Origin of the sequence: Mucilaginibacter sp. 14171R-50 (assembly GCF_010093045.1) — a bacterium.
Lineage (GTDB): Bacteria > Bacteroidota > Bacteroidia > Sphingobacteriales > Sphingobacteriaceae > Mucilaginibacter.
The window spans coordinates 4,015,421-4,036,298 of sequence record NZ_CP048115.1 but is presented as its reverse complement, the minus strand read 5'-3'; the positions used below and the strand labels follow the sequence as shown (position 1 = coordinate 4,036,298).

Below are 20,878 nucleotides of genomic sequence, written 5' to 3'. Positions count from 1 at the left end.
CCTGTCGAACCATTAGCAAGCGTACAAGTCCTCGACAAGCTCAGACTGACATCTGCGCGGGCGCGACGAGAAATCTTCTACGCCTTGCAATCGGCAACTTACAGCTTGTAGTAGATTTCTCGTCGCTGCGCTTCCCTCGAAATGACATGTAGGTAAGCTACCTGATCACTAATCTCCAACCTGTAACTCTAACACCTACTTCACCACTTCAACCCATTGCCCTTTTATCAGCGCGTTAATGTCATGGTTATACATGGCTTCGCAATAGGCTGCCGGCAGGTAGTATTTACCGGCGTAAGCCGCATTCAGCATTACGTAGTAGGTAACCTCGCGGCCTTCGGCCAGACTGAAATAAGTGTTCACCCGGTCATCGCGGATATCGCGGTAATCAGATGGGGATGATTTAAACGCCTCATCGTTGTTCAGCATCCTGCTGTTCAGTATCTCCCATCCCGAAGGGAAGATCTGCGTCAGCGCCAAATTATCATAACGCCCGCGTTTACCCGGGTTTTTAAGGGTAACCTGCGCCACAAAATCGCTGCCTTGTTTTAGCGATGTTGGGTCGATAGCCTTGCCGCCCAGCGTAAAGTAAGCCACACGCATTTGCATTACATCGGGGTTAACATACGTTTTTATGTCCTGCCCGGATGATGGCTGGCCTTGCTGTATCAGGCGTACATATAGCCTGTTTTTCCCCGTATTCTTCAAGGTAACCTTACCGCTGTTTGGCGCTAACTGCTGCTGCCACAGGTAAGCTGATGAATTGACATTGCCTTTTGCAGCGCCTGCGTTGTAATTGAACGACAGTTTACCACCCGACCGGTTAGCGCCGCAATACTGTGCTATCGCGATGAGCGAGTAGGCTGTAGTTTGCGTGCTGTACCAGCTATCCTGCGATAGTTTTGCAGCTACTGTGCGCACCATGCCCGATGCCTTTTGCTGCTGGCCAAGCAGGGTAAGTGTTTCCAGTATCATGGCTTCGTCGCGCAGGTCCGAGCCGTAAGTTCCATACATGCTGTTGTATGGTTTAATGGTGGTTGGCAGGCCGGCTATCATGCGTAAACCAACCTCGGGCTGGCCGGCAAGCTTGTAAGCGGCAGCCAATCGCCAGCGCGCTTCCACACTGATGTATTGGTATTCGCGCAGCCTGTTCATGGCGCCCAGCTCCGGCGAGCCCGATAGGGCAAGCAGGTATAAACGGTACGCCTGCACCAGGTCGGTATAGTAATAATAGCCATGGATATTGGTACGCGGGTCGGGCGACCAATTCACCGCTTTTTGTTTCTGGTACCGTTTCCACTCATCCAAAAATCCTGATGGCAGGCTGTAGCCTTTAGCCTGTGCAGCTATCAGGAAATGTCCCGCGTAGTTTGTTCCCCATTCGTCGGCAGTGCCTTCACCCGGCCAGTAGCTTAGTCCGCCGCCCTGCACCCTGAAACCATTTAAACGGTTAATGCTTAACTTAATATTACGCTCTGTTTCCGCTTTTTGCCTTGGCGATAGATCAAATAACTGGCCAAGGTACAGTTGCGGGAACCCTGCCGAGGTAATTTGCTCGACACAGCCATGCGGATAAGTGATCAGGTAATTTAACCGCTCAGCAAGGTTTAAAGGCGGTATGCTGGCAACCTCGAGCGTGGCCTTGTTGGTGCCGTTAATGCCGATTGCGTTGTAAGCTGTAGCGTATGATTCGCCCGGTTTCAGTTCCTTTTCAAATATGCGGGTTACCGGCGGGTTAGGGTTGCGCACGTTCAGTTCAACATCATAGGCCGCGGTTTCGCCGCCGCTTTTGGCAACTATTTTCACTTTGCCTACGCCTACAAAATCTTTAACATCCAGGTCAAAGGTTACCAGTTGATCGCCCGGTTTGGCAAACGTTACTGTTTTTGAATTATTACCGGCCAAATTGCTGAACATATTCGACTGCACCTGTACGCTAACCGACTTGATGTTGTTCTCCATCGCAAATACGGTTACCGGCAACTGGATCTTTTCAGACGGGCCGAGCACCCGCGGCAGGGTGGCTAATATCATTAACGGTTTTTTAACAGCCACCACTTTTTCGGCGGTGCCGTATGCGCCATTATGCCCGGCTATAACCATTGCCTTAACCGAGCCCACATATTGCGGCAGGGTAAATTTATGCGTTTGCTTATCACCGCTGTTTAAGTGATAAGGCCCCATAAATTTCACCACAGGTTTAAAGCGGTTTATGGTCACGTTTTTATTGGTGCCGTTTGTGCCGTCGCCGCCAATACTCAGGATGCGTTCCAGCCCGCCGCCAAACGCGCCGATCACGTAATCAAACAGGTCCCAGGTTTTTACACCTAAGGCTTCACGGGCGTAAAAGGCCCCATGCGGGTCGGGTGTTTTAAAGTTGGTGATATCCAGTAAACCTTCGTCAACAATGGCAATGGTATAGGTGATTTCCTTGCCCGATGCTTCGGATACCGTAATAACCGACTGCGTTTCGGGCCGTATCTTGTCCGGCATACTGATCACCGGCTTCAGTATCGTTTCGGGGTCGTCAACCGTTAGCGGGATAGCGCCGTACATGCGTATGGGCAGGTCGTTAACGGTTTGTGCATGGCGCTGCAACAGCGTAACGTTCACAAAAACATTTGGCGCCATGGTTTCATCAACCTTAAAGCTGTAGCGGGTTTCGCCTTTTTTGGTGTCTATCCAAACGGTTTTTAAAACCTTGCTTCCATTCTCAAAACTGATCAAAGCCCTGCCGTCGCCACCTGTAGGGATGGTCAGCGTAGCTTCCTCGCCAACTTTGTAATTGGGCTTGTCAGACGTGAACGATAGCATAGCCGCCTCGGTAGGGTCGGTGTTCTGCAAACGCTCCGACCAGTTTGGCCAGTCAACATAAATTATTTTACCGGTGGAGTGGCCGGTTTCGGGGTCTTTAATCCTAATCAAATAGCGTCCCCAATCCGCCTGGTTAATTTTAAGGTTCCATTTACCCTTGCCGTTCGTCAATTGTACCGTTTCGGTCTTGATCAGCTTGTTATAACGGTCCTGCGTAAAATTGCTTAGCTCGTTCCCGGTGTCGTCCCACCACCAGCGCCATTGTATTTTGTAAAGTTCCACCTCAACCGTGCGGCTGCCCGCCATGGCGTTACCTTTGGTATCAACATCGGCAATCGCTATCTCATGGGTTTTATCAGTCACCAGCATACCGCTCAGGTCGCTGCCTTTTGGTGTTTTAATGCCCACGTAGCCGCTGTAAACGTTGTAAGGCATACTGGCCTGCTGCAGGCTAAAGTTGCCACCCGGCTCAAATACCTTTACCACAAAGTTGGCCCGCAGTTGTCCCGGCGCTTGTTTTTCTACATTGATATCGGTGTTAATGGCTGCGGTGCCATTCTCGTTTAATTTGCCATCAAAAACCGTTTGGGCCTGTGTATTAAAGCCCAGGGTAGGATCGTCGAAATTATAATCCTCGTAGCCTTTAAAGGCGGTTTTCTGCGACGACAGGAAGGCATCGACCTTGGCTTTTAGATTTTGCGCTATGCCGCCGAACAGCCATTGCGCGTTTAGCGTGCCGTTTGCGCCGCTGCCTTTGGTTAATTCTGTAGCGCCGCCAAAATCAAGTTTCAGCTTCAGGCGGTTTGGCATAATGGTTTCTACCTTTATTTTCTTCTCGAACACCGCGCCGCCCACTTTAACCTTTGCGTTCCAGTTGCCGGTAGGCGAGGAGGTCTCGGTAGCCGTATGGAAACTGTAGAAACCATCTACAGAACTTGTCCTGGTAATGCGGCGATAAAGCTGTCCGTTGGGGTTATACAATTCAAATTCTACCGGGTGGTCTGCCGGCAGGGTCTTTAACTTATCCTCTAAAATAAAGGTCACAAATACGGAATCGCCGGGGCGCCAAACACCACGCTCGCCGTAAAGGAAACCTTTGAGGCCGTTTTGTACCTGTTCGCCGCCTACATTAAAGCGGGAAAGCTGGAGCGAACTGCCATCATCAAGTTTAAGATAGCCGCGTTCTTTTCCTTTTTTGGCTACCAGCAGGTAAGGCTTGCGTTTAAGGCTAAAGGTTGCCATGCCATCACCATCAGATGTGGTTTTAAACATCACCTGCTTTTGATAATCCAGCAATTCCAGGTCCACGCCGCTCATAGGCTCAGCGCTCAGGATGTTGGTTACCGCAATCATCATGTTGTTATCGTTACCACGTTTGGCTATCAGGCCAATGTTAGATGCGATGATATTACGCGTAGCCCAGCGCTGCTTGCTAAAGTACGATTCGGTGCATGGGTCGTTACGGTCACGCCAGTTAAAGTTTTCGGGATAATAATTATCGTACCGCTGCCAAAAGTCATCGTCCTCGTCGTTTACCTTGCTGATGTTATCACCTGCATATTCATTTTCATCATAATCATCGTCGTCATTTTTGGCTGCTAATTTGCCCACGCTGCAATTGTATAACGAGTATTCTTTACGGAAACCGATGATCACACGATATATTGCGCCCGGTTCGGCACGCATCAGCTGGTCAACATCCAGCATAAAACGGTTCTTTTTGTTAAGGTTTAAGCCCTTATCGGTATCCAGCCTGATAGTTTTTTGAACGATAGGTTTACCCACATGCCGCAACTCGTAACCGCCATCAAAACCATTGTTTTGAAAATATTGCGGCACGTTGTTTTCGTAAATCTTGATGATGCTCACATCTACAGCATTCAGGTTCACGGCCTCAAAAGGCATCATTAGCTTACCCGAATCGGGAAGTATCACGCCTTTGCCGGGGATGGTTACGGCCGGCTCGCGGTTCTCAAAAAACACATTAGCGGTAAAAGCCTTTTTTATTTTTCGGTGATAAATGTCTTCAACCCCCTCGTTTACAAAAACGCTGAAGTTACCTTGCAAGCGTTCGGGGGCATAAACCTTTACAACGCTGCCATCGATGGTGTACGCCAGGTCGGATGAGTTATTGATACCGATAAGTCCGCCGAGTTCCTGGCCCACCATAATAGGGTCGGAGAATTGAACGGCCACGTACTGGTCGTTATCCATAACAGCCTTAATATCAAGTACCTTAAACTCGCCAAGGGCCGGCACCCTAAACTCCTCGCTGCCTTTTTTGTCGATATCCAACTTGCCGCCATCCCAATCAACCGTGAGCGGGTTAGCAACATTGGTACGGGTGATCTTTGTAATGGTAAATTGGTGCGATTTGGCAATAGGGTTATGTACCCAGGTTACGCTTACCGGCGTGGTATAAGTAACATTCAGCAGCTTTTCTACACCTGCCTGATCTTCTGCATCGGCGGTTTGTATGGTGCCGGTAAGCTTCATTTTTTCGCCGGAGGTGGCGCTCTCGCTTCGCAGGCCCGCGAATGTTACACTGAAATCGGGCTTAATGGTTTGAAACCCAAATTTAAACTGTTCAAAGTGATCGTCTACCTTAACAATTTTACCCAGGTTAAATTCGGCGCTGTATTTTTTGTCGACATCCAGCGCGGCTTCGGGCTTGAACTCGATAGTGCGGTCGTCAACCCAATAGGCCTTTCCCTTTATCGATGGCGAAAAATCAAAAATATCATCCTTCAGTTGTTCGTTTTGCGCGTGAGCAACCTGCACCTCGCCCGCCAGTTTTATGCGGATGGTGCTTTGTTTGGAAATAACACCTGTGGTGTACGATTCAATGTACCTGCCGAATGCAGCGTCGACCTTTAAATTGTTGCGATGGTGCTGCCTGGCAAAATAAATTACCAAAGCGATAAGGATAAGCGATACAGATACAATGATTTGCCCTCTTCGTGAACGGAAAAGGTTAGAAATGTAATTCATAGCAAGGTTGGGTAAATTGCTATGAATTTAAAAAACTTTTGGCAGATTAATATAGGGTGGAAAATATATTTGCTCACACAAAAAGTGTTTTTATTTCGATAGTTTTACGTTATAAACCAACTAATTATGGCAAATAATTTTTCCGCCTTTATCATCCCTACCTTGAGTGTGAGTAACGCCATTGGTGCTATTGATTTTTATAAACGGGCTTTTGGTGCCCGGGTTTTGGGCGGCAATACTGATCCGGATGGCGCTACTGTGGCCGAACTTTCTATTGAAGGCGCGCGTATCGTTGTTGCGGATGCATCGCCTGCACATGGGAATTTTACGCCGGAGGCGCTGGGCGGAATAAGTGTGCGAATTGGATTGATGGTGGCCGACCCCGACACATTCGCGGCGCGCGCGGTAGCGGAAGGTATTGAAACTGTTTACCCCGTTGCCGATCAACCATACGGCTACCGCTTAGGGCATTTTATAGATCCGCACGGGCATCATTGGGAGATAGGTAGGCCGTTGTAATAAAACTTTCGTCATTGCGAGGTACGAAGCAATCTCCCGATTATACATAACAAACATGTCATTGCGAGCCAGGTGGAGTGAAGGGTTGTGCGGCGAAGCAACCCCGTTTTTAGTTCTTCGTTAGGAATGGCACCTTTCAATTGTAAAGCCTGTGGATGTTACTTTCTTTTCTCTCAAAAGAAAGTGACCAAAGAAAAGTCGCGGCTGCGTCCTGTTCTTTTAAAGGGTGTGCTGAGGCAATGCTTGTACTACCCGAACAGGCCAATGCCGCATTTAAAGCTTATGTTCCGTTCATCAGGCTCTTGAGGTAAATAAATAGGTTACGAGAATCGTTAAATGTAACTATCCGTTAAATTCCGTTTTAATCGTGCTTCGCTGCCTTATCCAAACATTCCTGCAATACTTTGGCAAATTGCTTGTCGTTTGGCGGGGCGAAGATGGTGTTGTGCTCGCCGGGGATATCATGAACGTTTACGCCTTTAAGGGCAAAGGGCTTCCATCCCAGGAACTCAAAATCGTCCATGTAAAATGTTTTCTTTTTGGCACGGAAAAGCTCGATAGCGATGTTTACCGGGGTTAACAGGTAATTGCGCTGCGCTGCCAGGCTCCGTTCGTGTATCTCGTCGGTATATGCCGAAAAACCTTCCTTTTTCTTTACCTTACCCGGGAAGATGTTTTTATATATCTTTTGGATACGGCGGCCAACTTCGCGGCTTTTGTATTCAATTGTACGTTTGGGGTCCTGTATAAAAAGTAAGGGTGTGTAGGCCAGCTGCTTGATGAAGAACCAGGCATTTGAAAGCTTTTTCTTGAGCCAGGGGTCATACTTCTGCGTTTGGTCGGCATAAGTATCAAACATGGCCAGCATTTTTACATCCTTGCCTAAGGTCAGCATCTGCTTGGCCATTTCGTAAGCTATGAGTCCCCCTAATGAGTAACCGGCAACGGCATAAGGGCCAACCGGGTCGTGGTTAATGATCTCGTCCACATAGTTGGCGGCGATCTCTTCCATTACATCCAGTGGCTCATCAATGCCATTTAAGCCTTTTGCCTGCAGGCCATAAACCGGCTGCTCGTCGTCCATGTTCATGGCAAGGGCGTTAAACAGCAGCACATTTAGTCCCGCGCCGTGCACAATATAAAGCGGCATTTTACTGCCTTTGGGCTTAATGGGCACCAGCGATTCCCAGGTGATCGCCTCGGCATCTATCTCCAATCTTGCTGCAAGCTTTTCAACGGTAGAATATTCAAATAAAGTGGCCAGCGGCAGGCGTTTACCCGTTTCCTGTTCTAAACGCGCCATTATTTTAACCGCCACAAGCGAACGGCCACCCAACTGAAAGAAATTGTCAAATATGCTGATCTTGTTCAGCCCCATCATTTCTTCCCATATATCGGCAACCAGCTTTTCGTTGCTTGTACGCGGCGCCACATATTCTTCTGACCGGTTAATGTGGCTGTAATCGGGCTTGGGTAAGGCCTTGCGATCTATTTTTCCGTTTGGCGTGGAGGGGATAACCTCGATCAGCACATAATCGTCGGGCATCATGTATTCGGGCAAAACTTCAAGTAACGCCTTATCCCAACTGTCGAGCATGCTTTTATCGGGTATGCCTGTCTGGCCCGATTCCAGCACCACATACGCCACTAAGCGCGGAATGCCGGGCGTATCTTCGCGGGCGATGACCACCGCCTGTTTAATGCCTTCCTGCTTGCCCAGGTTATGTTCAATTTCGCCAAGTTCTATACGGTAGCCCCGTACTTTTACCTGGTGATCTATACGGCCCAGGTAAACAATATCGCCATCTGGCTTTAGTTTCGCCAAATCGCCGGTGCGGTAAATCTTTTCGCCCGGGGCGAAGGGGCTGTCTATAAATCGTTCGGCTGTAAGGTCGGGGCGGTTCAGATACCCCCACGCCATGCCGGCGCCGCCAATATAAATTTCACCTATCTCGCCGTCGGTAAGGTTGTTTCGTTCCTCATCCAAAATATACACCTGCGTGTTATCAACCGGCCAGCCAATGGTAATATCGTTGGCATCGGTTACCTGTTTAATAATTGAGTATATGGTGGTTTCCGTAGGGCCATACATATTCCATACCACTTTAGCGCGCGATAATAATCTTTCGGCCAGGTCCTTAGCCATTGCTTCGCCGCCGCAAAATACTTTTATAGGCAGGTATTCGTCCCAACCAACTTCCAGCATCATGCGCCATGTATACGGGGTAGCCTGTAAAATGGTAATGCTTTGTTCGCGGATGATATCCAGCAGGGCGCGGCCGTCTTTGGCGGTAATAGAGTCGGCCAAAATGATCTCGGCACCGCAGCTTAATGGCAGGTAAAGGTCTACGCCTGCTATATCAAACGATATGGTTGCTACAGCCAGCATTTTATCTTCCGAATTAATGCCGGGGGCTTTTTGCAGGCTGTACATTAAGTTTACCAGGCTATGATGCGCAATTTGCACGCCTTTTGGTTTGCCCGTAGATCCTGAGGTGTACAGCACATAAGCCAGGTCTTGTCCGGTTACATTGGTGTCAGGCTCATCGTTTGAGTAGCTGGCCGAATTTAACAGCGCTTCCTCTATCAAAACCTCGGTGGTATTTGAGGCAAAATGGCCTTTATATTTTGTCGATGTAAGAAGTATAGTGGCCGCCGAATCGTCCAGCATAAACTCTATGCGATCTTTTGGATATTCGGGGTCCAACGGCACATAAGCGGCGCCGGTTTTGAGTATGGCCAGCAGCGATATCACCATCTCGGGCGACCTGTCGAGCGCCAAACCTATTATTTGGCCGGTTTTTGCGCCCAGTTTAAGCAACTCCTTAGCAAGCCGGTTTGCCGTATTGTTTAATTCGGTATAAGTAAGCGCCGTGTGGTGAAACCTCAGCGCTATCTTATCCGGGTACTTCGCCGCGCTTTCGTTTATAAGACTGTGAAGCGGTTTATTTTTTGGATAATCTACTGTTGTGTTATTTAGCACTGCTTCCATAGGTTAATTAGCCCCGCACTATAATTGTAATGTTATTGCTTTTTATACTTAAGGGTAGCAAATTACCCTTTTTAAATGTTGTACCCGTATTTACGTAATTAGTTTGCACCCGGGTTATGCGGTGTATGAATAAATTTTTTGTTGGCGCCCTTTAATTTAAACAGCAAGGCCAGCATTGTAAAAAATATCAACGGTATTTTTAATACGGCACCTAATAGTTTACCGTTAAAAAATCCCGCTGGTATAGCAACTAATATACCAATGTAGCAGCAAGCCGTAGCAACAAGCCACCACTGCCAGTTCGGGCCAATGCCCGGGGTAAGCAGTGATATTAACAGCATTAGCGGCATCAGCCCCAGCATCAAAATACGTGGCAATATAGCGGTTTGATATATCTCGTTAAAATAGTCGAAATTACCATGCACAAAAAGTTCTTTAAAGCCGGTTAAGCCATAGGTTTTCAGTAAGTTAAACTGCGCTGATAACCACCTGCGGCGCTGTTTTTTAAACACTTCGGGGTTGCTTACCTTTTCGTCGTATATGTAAGCTTTGTCGGCATACGCCACATGAATTTTCTGGCGGGTAAGTACCAGTCCCATCTCTTTGTCAAAACCTCCTACGGCGTCAATTTGAGCCATAGTATCTTTAAAAAGCTTAAACTCCAGAACCATGCCCGAACCGATAATGGCCGCAGATAGTTTGAAAACCTGTTGCGCTTTGCGGAATATGTGGTTGTTTATTTCTTCGCTTATAGCATCTAAAATGGCCACGGGTGTTTCGGTATTTTTGGCTACGCGGTGCCCCTGTATAACCCGGTTACCATCGTGCAGGTAATTATTTATCTGGTGCAGGTAATCGGGCGCGGCAATGTTATCTATATCAAATACCACGGCGGCATCAAAGTCCTGGTGAGTGGCGGCTATGGCGGCGTGCAGCGCTTTTGATTTTGTGCTGCTCTCGAACACCACTTCAACAACCTGCAGGGGCATGGCCTTTAGTTTTTCGATGGTTTCGGGCTGCATTGAATCGGCTATTACGCAAATGTGGAACTTATCTTTTGGATAATCGATAGTAAGCGCCTGCGCAGCCGAGCTAAGGATAATGGCATCTTCTTTATAAGCGCATATATAAATAACAAACTTGCTGTAAGCCGTTGCGGCGGGCGGGGGATTTTGTTTTATAAGCTTACCCAATACCGAGAATATAAACAGGTACAGGCTGTAAATACCCAGATAAATAAAGATAAGGGTGAAAATTATTGAGAATATAAATTTTATAATATCCATGTTTGTCCTGCTTATAACTGTTCAGCGTTTTCGGTCCGTCCTTTTTTAAATAGGTGCATGAGCACGTCTTTTAATTGGCTGTATCCTAAAGTAAGTATATCCCTTATGGTAAAATGCAGGTGTTTTTTTAGCGCCCAATAACCGAATATAACACCCGAAAAAAATGTAAACAACGATGCGACCGCTACGGCATACAGGCTGTGAAATAGCCAGATACCTACAAAATCGCCAATGATATTGATGGCCAGCATTAAAAATACCTTGATCATGTTTAGCTGCGGCTTGCCTATAATATCCAGCGTTATACCAAAAAACCTGTCTACCGGCATCAGCATAACATAACACATAAATAACCGGAATATGTTTACCGCTTCAGATTCCTGGTACTTTACGCCAAACAACAACCTGATAGCGATGCCGGCCAGTAAAAAAGCTACCACTGCCACCGGGACAAGGGCTACTGTAAGCATCCCCGCATACCTTTTCATAATGGTGGCTACTTCTGACGAATCATTACGCTGCTGGGCGGCCGATAGTTCGGGCAGGGCGGTTGATACAAAACTGCGCATGGGTATCTCAAATATTTCCATCAGCCGCTGCGGGATGTAGTAAACTGCTATCAGTTCTGGCACAAACATTAGTTTGATGATAAAGGTATCCGACCCACGCAGCAAATAAGCGCTTATGGAAGTGCCCACGCTATACTTGCCGAAGTTGGCGAGCTCTTTCATTGACTGCATGCTGCGGTGCTTTATAGTGTGCGATTTTGCCCAGCCCGAAACTATACAGAACAAGCTGGTAAACAAATTGGTTGCAAAATAGCTGTAGATAGCCGTTTGGAAACTGATGTTATCAAACCAGATAAAAAGCAGAATGCACACCAGGAAGCCCCCCTGGTTAAGTATCTGTAATATCAGCAGCCGGTCGAAACGTTCTTCGGCCTGCAATATCCAGGACGATATGGCCGACGGGAGGGTGGTAAGGTAAATAATGCCAAACCACTTTAGCGTAGCTTCCATATCTGCATTGCTGCTTTTGTAAAAGATGTAGAGCAAAACATCGAGCAGTACGATGATGGCGGTTAAAATAAACCCCACCGCCCAGGCAGAACCGGCCATATTGAGCGCCCGCTCGGGATGTGCGCCTGAGTAATATTTAACCAGCGAGGTTTGCAGGAACCCGGTCCTGAACAGGTCGCCCAGGATAAAGATCATCAGGAAAAAGATATAGTTACCAAAATCGGCTTTGGGCAGGTTATGCGCCATTAATGATAACACCAGCATACCTATTACAGGCATGGCCGCGTTAGTAGCCAGCGCTATGGTATGTTTGTTTATTATCTTTTTAAAAAAGGGCATATAATTATCGGCTAAACCCTGTCCCAGGTGGCGGTTTCAAAATTGTATTTTTTTATAACCTTAGCGGGGTTGCCAACCGCAACACAATACTCAGGTATATCCTTTGTTACAACGCTGCCTGCGCCGATAACCGAGTGCCTGCCGATAGTAACACCGGCAGTGATAACACTGTTAGCGCCTATCCAAACGTCGTCGCAAACGGTAATTTGCCTCGTAACTACTTTTTGTAGCCGGGGTGATAAAGTAACATCCTCGAAACCGTGGTTAAGGCCCGATAACACGATATGCTGCGCCATGGTAACGTAGTTGCCTATGGTTACTGGCCCAATTATGGTATTGCTTAACCCAACGCCTGTATGGTGGCCAATGATGACGTCGCCTACGCCATTATTTATGGCCGAAAAATCTTCGATCACGCTATAGGCTCCCAGTTCGAAATTATTGAAGGGGAATAAATCCATACGCGAGTAAAATCTTACCACCGAGCCACGGCCACGCTTATGTATAAACGGGTTTACAAACCACCGAACCCATAACCTTGGCGCCGATTTGCCCGTTTGCACAATAAGCCAGTGGACAAACTTTTTTAAACGCGGATTTGATTTTACTATGGTGAGTAGTGACATTTGTAAATTAATTATCAGGCGGTTAGTTGCGCGGCTTTATTGCCGTTTGCTGTTTCACGTTCCTGCTTATCCAACCTTAATGTTACGTTTAATAATGCGCATGCAAGGTAAAACAATATGTTCGACGGATATTGCACCAGCGCCTGCTGCGGATAGTTGCCAATATTAAACACAAATATTATCAATACCATTGCCAGGCAATAAATTTTAAGTTCGGGATTTTTTATGAGATAATAATTATTGATACCGGTTTTTAAGATCACAAACATTAAGATACAAAACAATATCAGCCCTATATAACCCATCTCTACAGCAACGCGTACATAACCACTATCGGGCGGAAACTTTGCCAGAAACGAGTTTGGCGCGAACCGCCGGCCCCAAATACCAACCGAACCAAGGCCGCCGCCTATAGGGTGTGATAATATATACGGCTGTATACGTTTTTGGTTTTCGGCCCTGACGTTAAATGATGCATCGTCTGACGGGCGAAACGCTGTTTGAAAACGTTTTATAAATTGGTTGGATGTAGGCATAAAAATCAGGACACCTAAAACAAAACCGGCCCCTACCACAAACATCAATATCCTTTTATTAAAATTCATAACAGCCAGCATTGCTAAAGCTGCAGGCGGCAGTACATACGCCCCCCTGGTGCCTGAGTACAGCATCACCAGAAAAAAGAAGGGTATCATGCAGCCCAATATCACTTTTTTATATGTTTTTATTTTGCGAAACATGATACACAAGCATAATATGGCCGCAACAACCATATTGTACGAGAAGGTAACCGGGTCAGGAAAAATGGCCACTTTGCGTAAATGCCCGTTGATGTATAAAAAGCTTAAACGCAGCGGGTCTGAGTAGTACCAGGTTTTTTCGAAACCGAACAAACCAAAGTTTTCTTGCTGAAAGCCCGATAATGCCGATAGAAAGGCTAATACAAGCCAGAGTTTTAATAAGAACCTGATGGTTTCAACCGAGCGTATCTGGTAAACAAAAATAAAGTACATCAGCATAATAAAGCCCACTGTACGTACCGTGTAAACCCACGCCAGTATAGACGGCGATACGGGGTTTATTACTTCCAGAAAATTATATGCCAGCCAGGCAAGCACTAAATAACTTATCGGGTTTTTAAAATAACTCCAATCTTTGTCGTATTTAAACTTTAGCAAAAAGCCGAATATGAGCAGGTAGGTGATGGCATCAAGTATGATACCGGTTGGGGTTTCGGGCGGTACAAATTCCGACACATAGTTAAGAAAGAACGAAACCACCATTAAAACCGCTATGCCAAATTTGGGGTACGCAACAATGCCCAATACTACAGGTATGCCTACAAATACCACCAGTAAGCCGCCCGCCGCCACAAGGCCGCCCACAGCTATCGCTACGGCAATAAACAGGGCCACCGGCAAAAGCAGCAATACCATTTTATAGGTAGGTATCCCGCCCGAAATAAGCTTCCGGAAGAAATTTGTTATAAAGCCCGCCTTTTGTACCTGGTTGTTAAGCATCTTATGCTTTGTTAGAAAAATAAAATTTTGGCTGCCCAAACAAATACGCCAACAAACGCTAATGCAATAGCCGCCACACGTGTTTTTTGTTCAAGCGGAGTCAGATCTTTAAAAACATCTTCACCGGTCTCTTCAGGTTTTATCCTCATAGTAAAAAAGAGATTTAAGGGTTATAACAGGCTGCCTTGCGGTAATTAAAACCTTTCCTTTTTCGGGTCGGTTTTATTTAATATCCAGCCGGCAAACTTGCTGTCCATACTTCTTAAATAGTTGATATCGTCTTTCTGCCATTTTGAGATGCCCTTGTTAGCCTCGTATACAGCAATGGTTTTATTGGCAAATAACAGCCATTCTTTCGATTTATTAAGCGACGAAAGGGGAGGCGTTTCTATAATAATAATGTCGTATTTTGTTTTTAGCTCGTTAAACCTGCTGCGGATAAAGTTTTCGTCGCTAACCTCCAGCAGGGTAACGTCGCCGCCATGATTACCCATTACGTTAGTGGTGTTACTGAACGTTTCGTAATTGTCGGGATTGTTCTTGAAGTAATCCTCAACATAAACCTTAGGCTGCACCGTATTGCTGATGGTTGGATTAATAAAGTTACCATCTATAAGCAGCACTTTTTTGTTTATCATGGAGTAGGAGTAGGCCAGGCTGATGGCTAAAACCGTTTTACCCTCGTGATTGGCCAAACTGGTTAAGCCTAAAACTTTTTCGCCGCGTAGTTCCTGGTCTATCTCAAACCTTATTGAACGGATAAGTTCTTTAAATAACTTCATTTTGTCGCGGTGCTCAACATCCCACAACTTTTTAAGATCAAGCGAGCCCGTTACCGTATTCAGGTGCCCAACTAACGGCAAATGTGTGCGGTTTACCAGGTCGGTGGGTTCTTTAATGGTGTCATCAAAAAAGAATATACCGAATAATACGATGACGCAGAACGCAAAGCTTACTATACCGCCTAAAATGATCAGCAGCATTTTTTTAGAAGGCTCGGCAGCATCGGGTGTCGCAAGCTCTACCTGGCGCAATTTGATTGAGAAGGTAGATTGCAGATTGGTTTGATTGTATTTGTTTAATACATCAAGATACTCTTTACTGGCAATGTCAATATCAAAATTGTAGGTTTTAACAGTAGCGTCAAAAGGTACCAGTCGGTTAAACTTATCGTTTAACGCGTTTACAGCGTTGTTTATTGATTGCAGGCTGTATTTAGCCAGGTCGCGGCTTACCTCAAGCGTAAGTTTCTGCTTTACCAGGTCATCTTTACCGGTTAAGGGGTTAGTAATGTATTTATCAGATGTTTGGTTTATTTGCGCGGCAAGTTTATTTGATAACGAATCGATAGACGGTTTCAGCCTGGGGTTAAATCCGCTTCTTACATATTTATCAGTAAGTATATGCAGCTGGTCCTGCGAGTTTATTACCGCCTGGTTATATTTGCTTATGCTTGCCTCAATATATTTGCGTTCGCTTGGGTCAAATTTGTCGTCAATTTTTTTGATGGCGCCGTTATACGATGCCACGTCCTTTTCGGCCTGCTGCTTGCGGTCGTTGTAGATCATGATCTGGTCAAAAATTGCTTTCGACTGTTCATCAAGATTGATTACCCCATTTTTTATTTTGTATTGCTGCAGTTTGTTGGTTTTGGCATTTAAGGCGTTGCGTTTCTCTTCCAGCAGGTTGGCCAGGTAGTTTACCGCGTCGGTTTCATTTTGTCTAACCGTATGTGTGTAATAATCAATAAACTGCTTGCAAAGCACGTTTACTACAAAGGCCGATAGCTGCGGGTTGCCCGATTCATAGCTTACGGATATAAAATCGCTGTCCTCATCCCGGTTTATGTACAGGTCTTTACGTAACGATCTTTCGTCATATTTCATTGATCTAAGCAGTTCGTTTAACCCGTTCTCGTCTTTGTTATAGTACGATAACGGCTGCATAGTTTTAAACTTGTTTGTAAAAACCTCTATAGCATGCTTGCGGGCGGCGGGGTTCATGCTGGCAAACAATTTGCTTTGCGGCTTAAACGGAACGCTGTCGGTAAGATCGTGCAGTATCAACTGGTACGATACCTGGTTTACCAGCGTTTTAAGCTTCATGATTTCTATCAGGTTACTAAACTCGTGGTTGATAGACTGCTCTTTAGCTGCGCCGGTAGGGTCCGCATCTAATAAGTGGCGCGATTCATCAACAATACCCGTAGCTATTTGCGCGCTTGAAATGTATTTATCGGCAAGATTTTTTACCAGGAAGTACGATACAATAATTGTAACCAGCGGAATAATGATCAGCAGGTTTTTATGTTTCCATAAAAGTTTAAAAAAATTCCCTAACTCCATGCCCTATTTAACCTCTTCTAATTTAACGCCCAAAATTTCTTCAAGATTAGCCTTCGCCGTTAGTGTGGCCAGTTCGCTTTGTACTTTGAAAGAATTTTGATTGTATAAGCTCGTTAAAGACTCGTTATAATCATGAAACGAAGTTTCTCCTTTTTGAAAGGTGTACTTCAGTTGCTTAACCGCAATTTCGCCGTCAACAACGGCCCTTGCGCGGTTACGCAGGTCGGCCTGGGCTTCCAGGTAAGCAAAATACAGGCGTTTTACCTGCGCCTCTATCGACAGGTTGTACTGTTGCTGCTGGTATTGCGCAATGTTAACCGTTTCCTTAGCAGTTCGGGTGGCAAAGGGTTTTGAAAACAATGTGCCTAAATTTACCGAAATACTTATTTGATAACCATTGAAAAACGTAGGGTTGGCCAGGTTTAATGAATTACGCGGGCTATAAATATACGAACCGGTGAAAGCATCAAGCCACATTACCTTTGATTGCGTGAGCGCGGCCTTGGCGGCATTTACCTGCGCCTGGCGTACTTTTACTTCGGGGTAGTTCTTTTTCGCTGTAGCTATCAGTTTTTCAAGATAGGGGTACGAAACATCGGTGATAAACGACTCCTGTTGGGCGCTTGCAGCCGTAGCGCTGAACACCACAATCATCAAAACGAAAAATATCTTCAGTTTACTGTTCATTTTTTTAAACCTTCTCTTTTTGAAATAAAGCGGGCACTGTACCAATAATTATCTTCAGATCAAGCCATATCGAGTATTTTTGAGCGTAAAAGTTATCCAGTTTTTTACGCTCCCTTTCGCTCATATCCTCTTTGCCGCGCTTGCTTATCTGCCATAAACCGGTCAAACCAGCCGGGCCCAGAAAGCGCATCGACCACTCGTTCGAGGTAAGCATTTCGGCCTCGTAAACGGGTAGTGGCCGGTTACCTACCACAGACATATCACCCTTAAGGATGTTAAACAACTGCGGCAACTCATCAAGGCTTGAACTGCGCAAAAAGTTACCCAGCCTGGTAATGCGCGGGTCGTTCTTTATTTTAACAAAGGCAGCTTTTCCAGAGCCCTGCTCTTGCGCGGAATACTGGTTATTCTCCACCGCCATTTGCGCCAGCAGCTGATCGGCATCGGTGCGCATGCTCCTGAATTTGTAAAAATCAAATACTTTGTAACCAGTCCCCACACGTTTGCTTTTATAAAGTATAGGCCCGCGCGAGTCTAACTTTATGGCGATGGCCACAATAAGCATTACGGGCAGCAAACAAATAAACATAGTGCCGGCTATTAACAGGTCAAGAAACCGCTTGCCAAAAGGCATTTTATAAGTAATATCAACTTCTTTTGAAAGTTCTAACAGTTTTGGCTTTATCAGCTTAAATTTTACCAGGAAGTTAAGCCTTTCGCGAAGGTCGGATGTAGAGAAGGGGTACGAGTAAAAATCGTGAAGCTTAAGCTGCATGGCCTTTTGCACCTGGCGCTTATCTTTATGGGTTGACAGCATTACAATGATCACCCCGTTCAATAAAAAATTATGCTTTAACCGGTCAACTAATGCAAAGCATTCTTCGTCCTTATCAACTTCAACCAAAATAATGTCCGGAATGGTTAATATCGACTGATCGCCCAGGTAGTCCTCAAGGTCTTTAAGCGTATTGTTAAAAGCGATACGAAAATAGTTAGCCAGGTCATTAGCTATCAGGTCCTTCAGTTCCAAGCCTGCGTATGCAATCCTGATCTGGGAGTTCGAGTTTTCGTTCCAATCAGTTGCTGTCTTGTTCGTCATAAACTTTCAGGGCCTGGTTAATGGCTGTTTTTAGGGTTGTTGGGTTAAATGGCTTAGCTATATGGGCCTCAACTTTAAAAGGCATCCTGGCTACCTGCTCATCAAGGTCATGTGCCGCCGAAAGCAGGATGACAGGTATATCCCGATAAAAGCCGCTGATCTTTACATTTTTAACAAACGATTGCCCGTCAAAGTAAGGCATCTGCAAATCAGAGATAATTAGCTTGGGCATGTTACCATCCTCCAACCAGCTAAATGCTTCAATACCGTTGTTTTTTACTACTATCTCGTAATCTTTCGATAATATAAAATTGAGTAGTTTTAAAATACTCAAATCATCATCAACAATCAATAAAGTTTTTTTCATGCCGACTCTAATTTGTAGTTTCTGGTTATAAATATGATATTTTTATATGGAATCACCTAAAAAATATCATGCCAAATACTTCCAGACCGTGGGTGGAAAACATCAAATATTTATCTCCCAGCTACCTACGCAAAATTTCGAATTCGATTTTTATTTTAAAAGTAGAGTAATTTATTCGATAGTGAATTAAATTCCGCATATCGGGATGCATTTGTTGACAAATATTGCCATTGTGGATTTTTTTTAAATATCTTCTGCTATGTTTACGCACAGCGTTAAAATTAGTTTCGGGTTATGCAAAATTACTTTGTTGGTGTTGATTTAGGCACGGGTAGTGCCAAGGCGGTGGCTGTTAATGCCGATGGCAAAACAGTTGCTGTTGCGCAGCACCATTATCCTACAAACAATCCTAAACCCGGTTATAGCGAGCAGGATGCCGAACGGATATGGCAGGCCTTTGTAAAATGTGTAGCCCAGATCACCGCGCAGTTAAAAGCAGCCCCGGCCGCCATAAGCTTTAGCAGCGCTATGCATAGTATTATGCCGGTTGACGAGCATGGCAGCGCCATGGCCGACGCCATGCTATGGTCTGATTCGCGGAGCGCGGATATCGCGCTCCGGATAAAAGCATCTGCTGACGGCGAAGACTTGTACCGGCACACAGGCACCGCAATTTATGCCATGTCGCCATTGTGTAAACTGGTATGGATGCGCGAAAACACCGGTACCCTGTTTAAACAAGCGCATAAATTCATTTCGGTTAAAGAGTATGTCTGGTTTAAGCTGTTCGGTGTTTTCGAGGTGGATTATTCAATTGCTTCTGCCACGGGTATGTTTGATATACTGGAACTAAAATGGTATAACAAAGCGCTCGATTTGGCCGGTATAAAAAGTGCCAAGCTTTCCGCGCCGGTTAATACCGATCATAAGCGATACCTGGCATCTACCGGTATTTTACCCGGTGTTAACACCAACACAGCTTTTATTATAGGCGCCAGTGATGGCTGCTGTGCTAATCTTGGCGGCAATGCGGTAGGGCCGGGAGTAGGGGCGCTTACCATTGGCACCAGCGGCGCTGTAAGGGTGGGGGGCAGCGCACCGGTTTATAATTATCGCGCCATGACGTTTAACTACCTTTTAAACGCCCATACCTTTATCAGCGGCGGGGCCGTAAACAATGGCGGCGCGGCTGTAAACTGGCTTTTAAAAGATTTTCTGAAGATTGACAATATTACTGAAGAAGCATATAAAACCCTTTTTAACCGGATATCAACCGTAAGGCCCGGTAGCGATGGATTGGTATTTTTACCTTACCTGTACGGCGAGCGGGCTCCTGTCTGGGATGCCAAAAGTTCGGGCGCTTTTATAAATATTAATTTTAAACATCAACAGCAGCATTTTTTAAGGGCTGCCTTAGAGGGTATCTGTTTTGCTCTGAACGACGTGCTGCTCGCGGTTGAATCTGCGGAAAGCCGGGTAACCGAACTGGTGATCAGCGGCGGGTTTATATCATCGCCAACATGGGTACAGCTGTTGGCTGATATCACCGGCAAAAAGCTGGTGCTGCTGCAATCAGAAGATGCATCCGCCGTAGGGGCAATTTACCTGGCTATGCAGGCACTCGGGATGGATATAAAACAAATTGTAAACAACGAAGCTGCCCATAAAGATGTAATAGAACCTAATGCAGCGGCCCATGCACTTTACGGTAAAATATATCCGATATATAAAAAGCTATATAGCGATATCAGGTTATCGGTACATCAACTTTACGATCTGAATAATTAACGGATCATTACGCCGGGTTTATTAACTACCGGCAGTTTTATAAAGTTTTCCTCTACAATGCTTTCCGGTAAAAAGATGAATTTTTTATCGAAAATTTCTTTACCGATGTAATAGCTAAGCCAGTACTCGTTGTTCAAACCAAAGGTTTGCTCGTCAATGGGCTCGATAAGCTTGTAGGAGTTTGCTTCTACAACAGGGAAGGAGTGGCGCAGGATGGAAGTTTTAACTTGTTCACCATCCTTTTCGCCATAGCCTTTTGAGGTTACCAGCACATTCTCTAAAGGTTGGTTCTTAAGGTTGATAAGGTACACATACCAAACTTTGCTTTCGGGGTTCTCACCCTCCAACGCAACCGCTACCGCTATATCTTTTACCACATTTGGTGGAAGGTCTTTTATCATTGTTTTTGCTGTTGTATATGTTGTAAAGTTGGAATGTTGTAAGGTTGAAAAGTTGCTTGCTGACAATTAAATTAAACCTTACAGC

14 protein-coding genes are annotated in these 20,878 nt (G+C 45.6%); 2 read left to right on the top strand and 12 right to left on the bottom strand.

The features are described from left to right. Window positions 1–195: 195 nt before the first annotated feature. On the bottom strand, window positions 196–5,805 hold the full coding sequence (locus tag GWR56_RS18285) for an alpha-2-macroglobulin (RefSeq protein WP_162432640.1): 5,610 nt from the start codon (window positions 5,803–5,805) through the stop codon (window positions 196–198). Window positions 5,806–5,931: 126 nt separating this feature from the next. On the opposite strand from GWR56_RS18285, the gene GWR56_RS18280 reads away from it, so the two are divergent. Continuing rightward, entirely contained in the window at window positions 5,932–6,324 is a 393-nt protein-coding gene (locus tag GWR56_RS18280; protein ID WP_162432639.1) for a VOC family protein, read from the top strand. Between the two features lie 361 nt (window positions 6,325–6,685). Here GWR56_RS18280 and GWR56_RS18275 read toward each other — a convergent pair whose 3' ends face one another. The 10 genes from GWR56_RS18275 to GWR56_RS18235 form a co-directional block, all read right to left on the bottom strand. Continuing rightward, a complete protein-coding gene (locus GWR56_RS18275; RefSeq protein ID WP_162432638.1) occupies window positions 6,686–9,316 on the bottom strand; it encodes an amino acid adenylation domain-containing protein in 2,631 nt (876 codons plus the stop codon). 98 nt (window positions 9,317–9,414) lie between these two features. Then, window positions 9,415–10,602 (bottom strand): glycosyltransferase family 2 protein, encoded by a 1,188-nt coding sequence (locus GWR56_RS18270; protein WP_162432637.1) that lies wholly within the window; start codon window positions 10,600–10,602, stop codon window positions 9,415–9,417. Window positions 10,603–10,613: 11 nt separating this feature from the next. Then, window positions 10,614–11,960, bottom strand: coding sequence for a lipopolysaccharide biosynthesis protein (locus tag GWR56_RS18265; RefSeq protein ID WP_162432636.1), 1,347 nt, complete (start codon window positions 11,958–11,960; stop codon window positions 10,614–10,616). Between the two features lie 11 nt (window positions 11,961–11,971). Further along, window positions 11,972–12,586 (bottom strand): DapH/DapD/GlmU-related protein, encoded by a 615-nt coding sequence (locus GWR56_RS20770; protein WP_162432635.1) that lies wholly within the window; start codon window positions 12,584–12,586, stop codon window positions 11,972–11,974. Between the two features lie 14 nt (window positions 12,587–12,600). Continuing rightward, window positions 12,601–14,106: an O-antigen ligase gene (locus tag GWR56_RS18255; RefSeq protein WP_162432634.1), complete on the bottom strand. Its 1,506-nt coding sequence runs from the start codon at window positions 14,104–14,106 to the stop codon at window positions 12,601–12,603. A gap of 11 nt (window positions 14,107–14,117) precedes the next feature. Then, entirely contained in the window at window positions 14,118–14,255 is a 138-nt protein-coding gene (locus GWR56_RS20575; protein ID WP_183547765.1) for a hypothetical protein, read from the bottom strand. 45 nt (window positions 14,256–14,300) lie between these two features. Further along, window positions 14,301–16,451 carry an exopolysaccharide transport family protein gene (locus tag GWR56_RS18250; RefSeq protein ID WP_162432633.1) on the bottom strand — a complete coding sequence of 717 codons (2,151 nt, stop codon included), beginning with the start codon at window positions 16,449–16,451 and terminating at the stop codon, window positions 14,301–14,303. Window positions 16,452–16,454: 3 nt separating this feature from the next. Next, a complete protein-coding gene (locus GWR56_RS18245; RefSeq protein WP_162432632.1) occupies window positions 16,455–17,138 on the bottom strand; it encodes a TolC family protein in 684 nt (227 codons plus the stop codon). A gap of 4 nt (window positions 17,139–17,142) precedes the next feature. After that, window positions 17,143–18,237 (bottom strand): sugar transferase, encoded by a 1,095-nt coding sequence (locus GWR56_RS18240; protein WP_162432631.1) that lies wholly within the window; start codon window positions 18,235–18,237, stop codon window positions 17,143–17,145. Next, on the bottom strand, window positions 18,215–18,604 hold the full coding sequence (locus tag GWR56_RS18235; protein WP_162432630.1) for a response regulator: 390 nt from the start codon (window positions 18,602–18,604) through the stop codon (window positions 18,215–18,217). Before GWR56_RS18235 ends, GWR56_RS18240 begins: the two co-directional genes overlap by 23 nt. 294 nt (window positions 18,605–18,898) lie before the next feature. Here GWR56_RS18235 and GWR56_RS18230 point away from each other — a divergent pair, with 294 nt between their 5' ends. Beyond that, window positions 18,899–20,392, top strand: a complete 1,494-nt coding sequence (locus tag GWR56_RS18230) for a gluconokinase (RefSeq protein ID WP_162432629.1) — start codon at window positions 18,899–18,901, stop codon at window positions 20,390–20,392. On the opposite strand, the gene GWR56_RS18225 is transcribed toward GWR56_RS18230, so the two are convergent. Next, window positions 20,389–20,793, bottom strand: coding sequence for a hypothetical protein (locus tag GWR56_RS18225; protein ID WP_162432628.1), 405 nt, complete (start codon window positions 20,791–20,793; stop codon window positions 20,389–20,391). The genes GWR56_RS18230 and GWR56_RS18225 overlap by 4 nt on opposite strands. Window positions 20,794–20,878 lie beyond the last annotated feature (85 nt).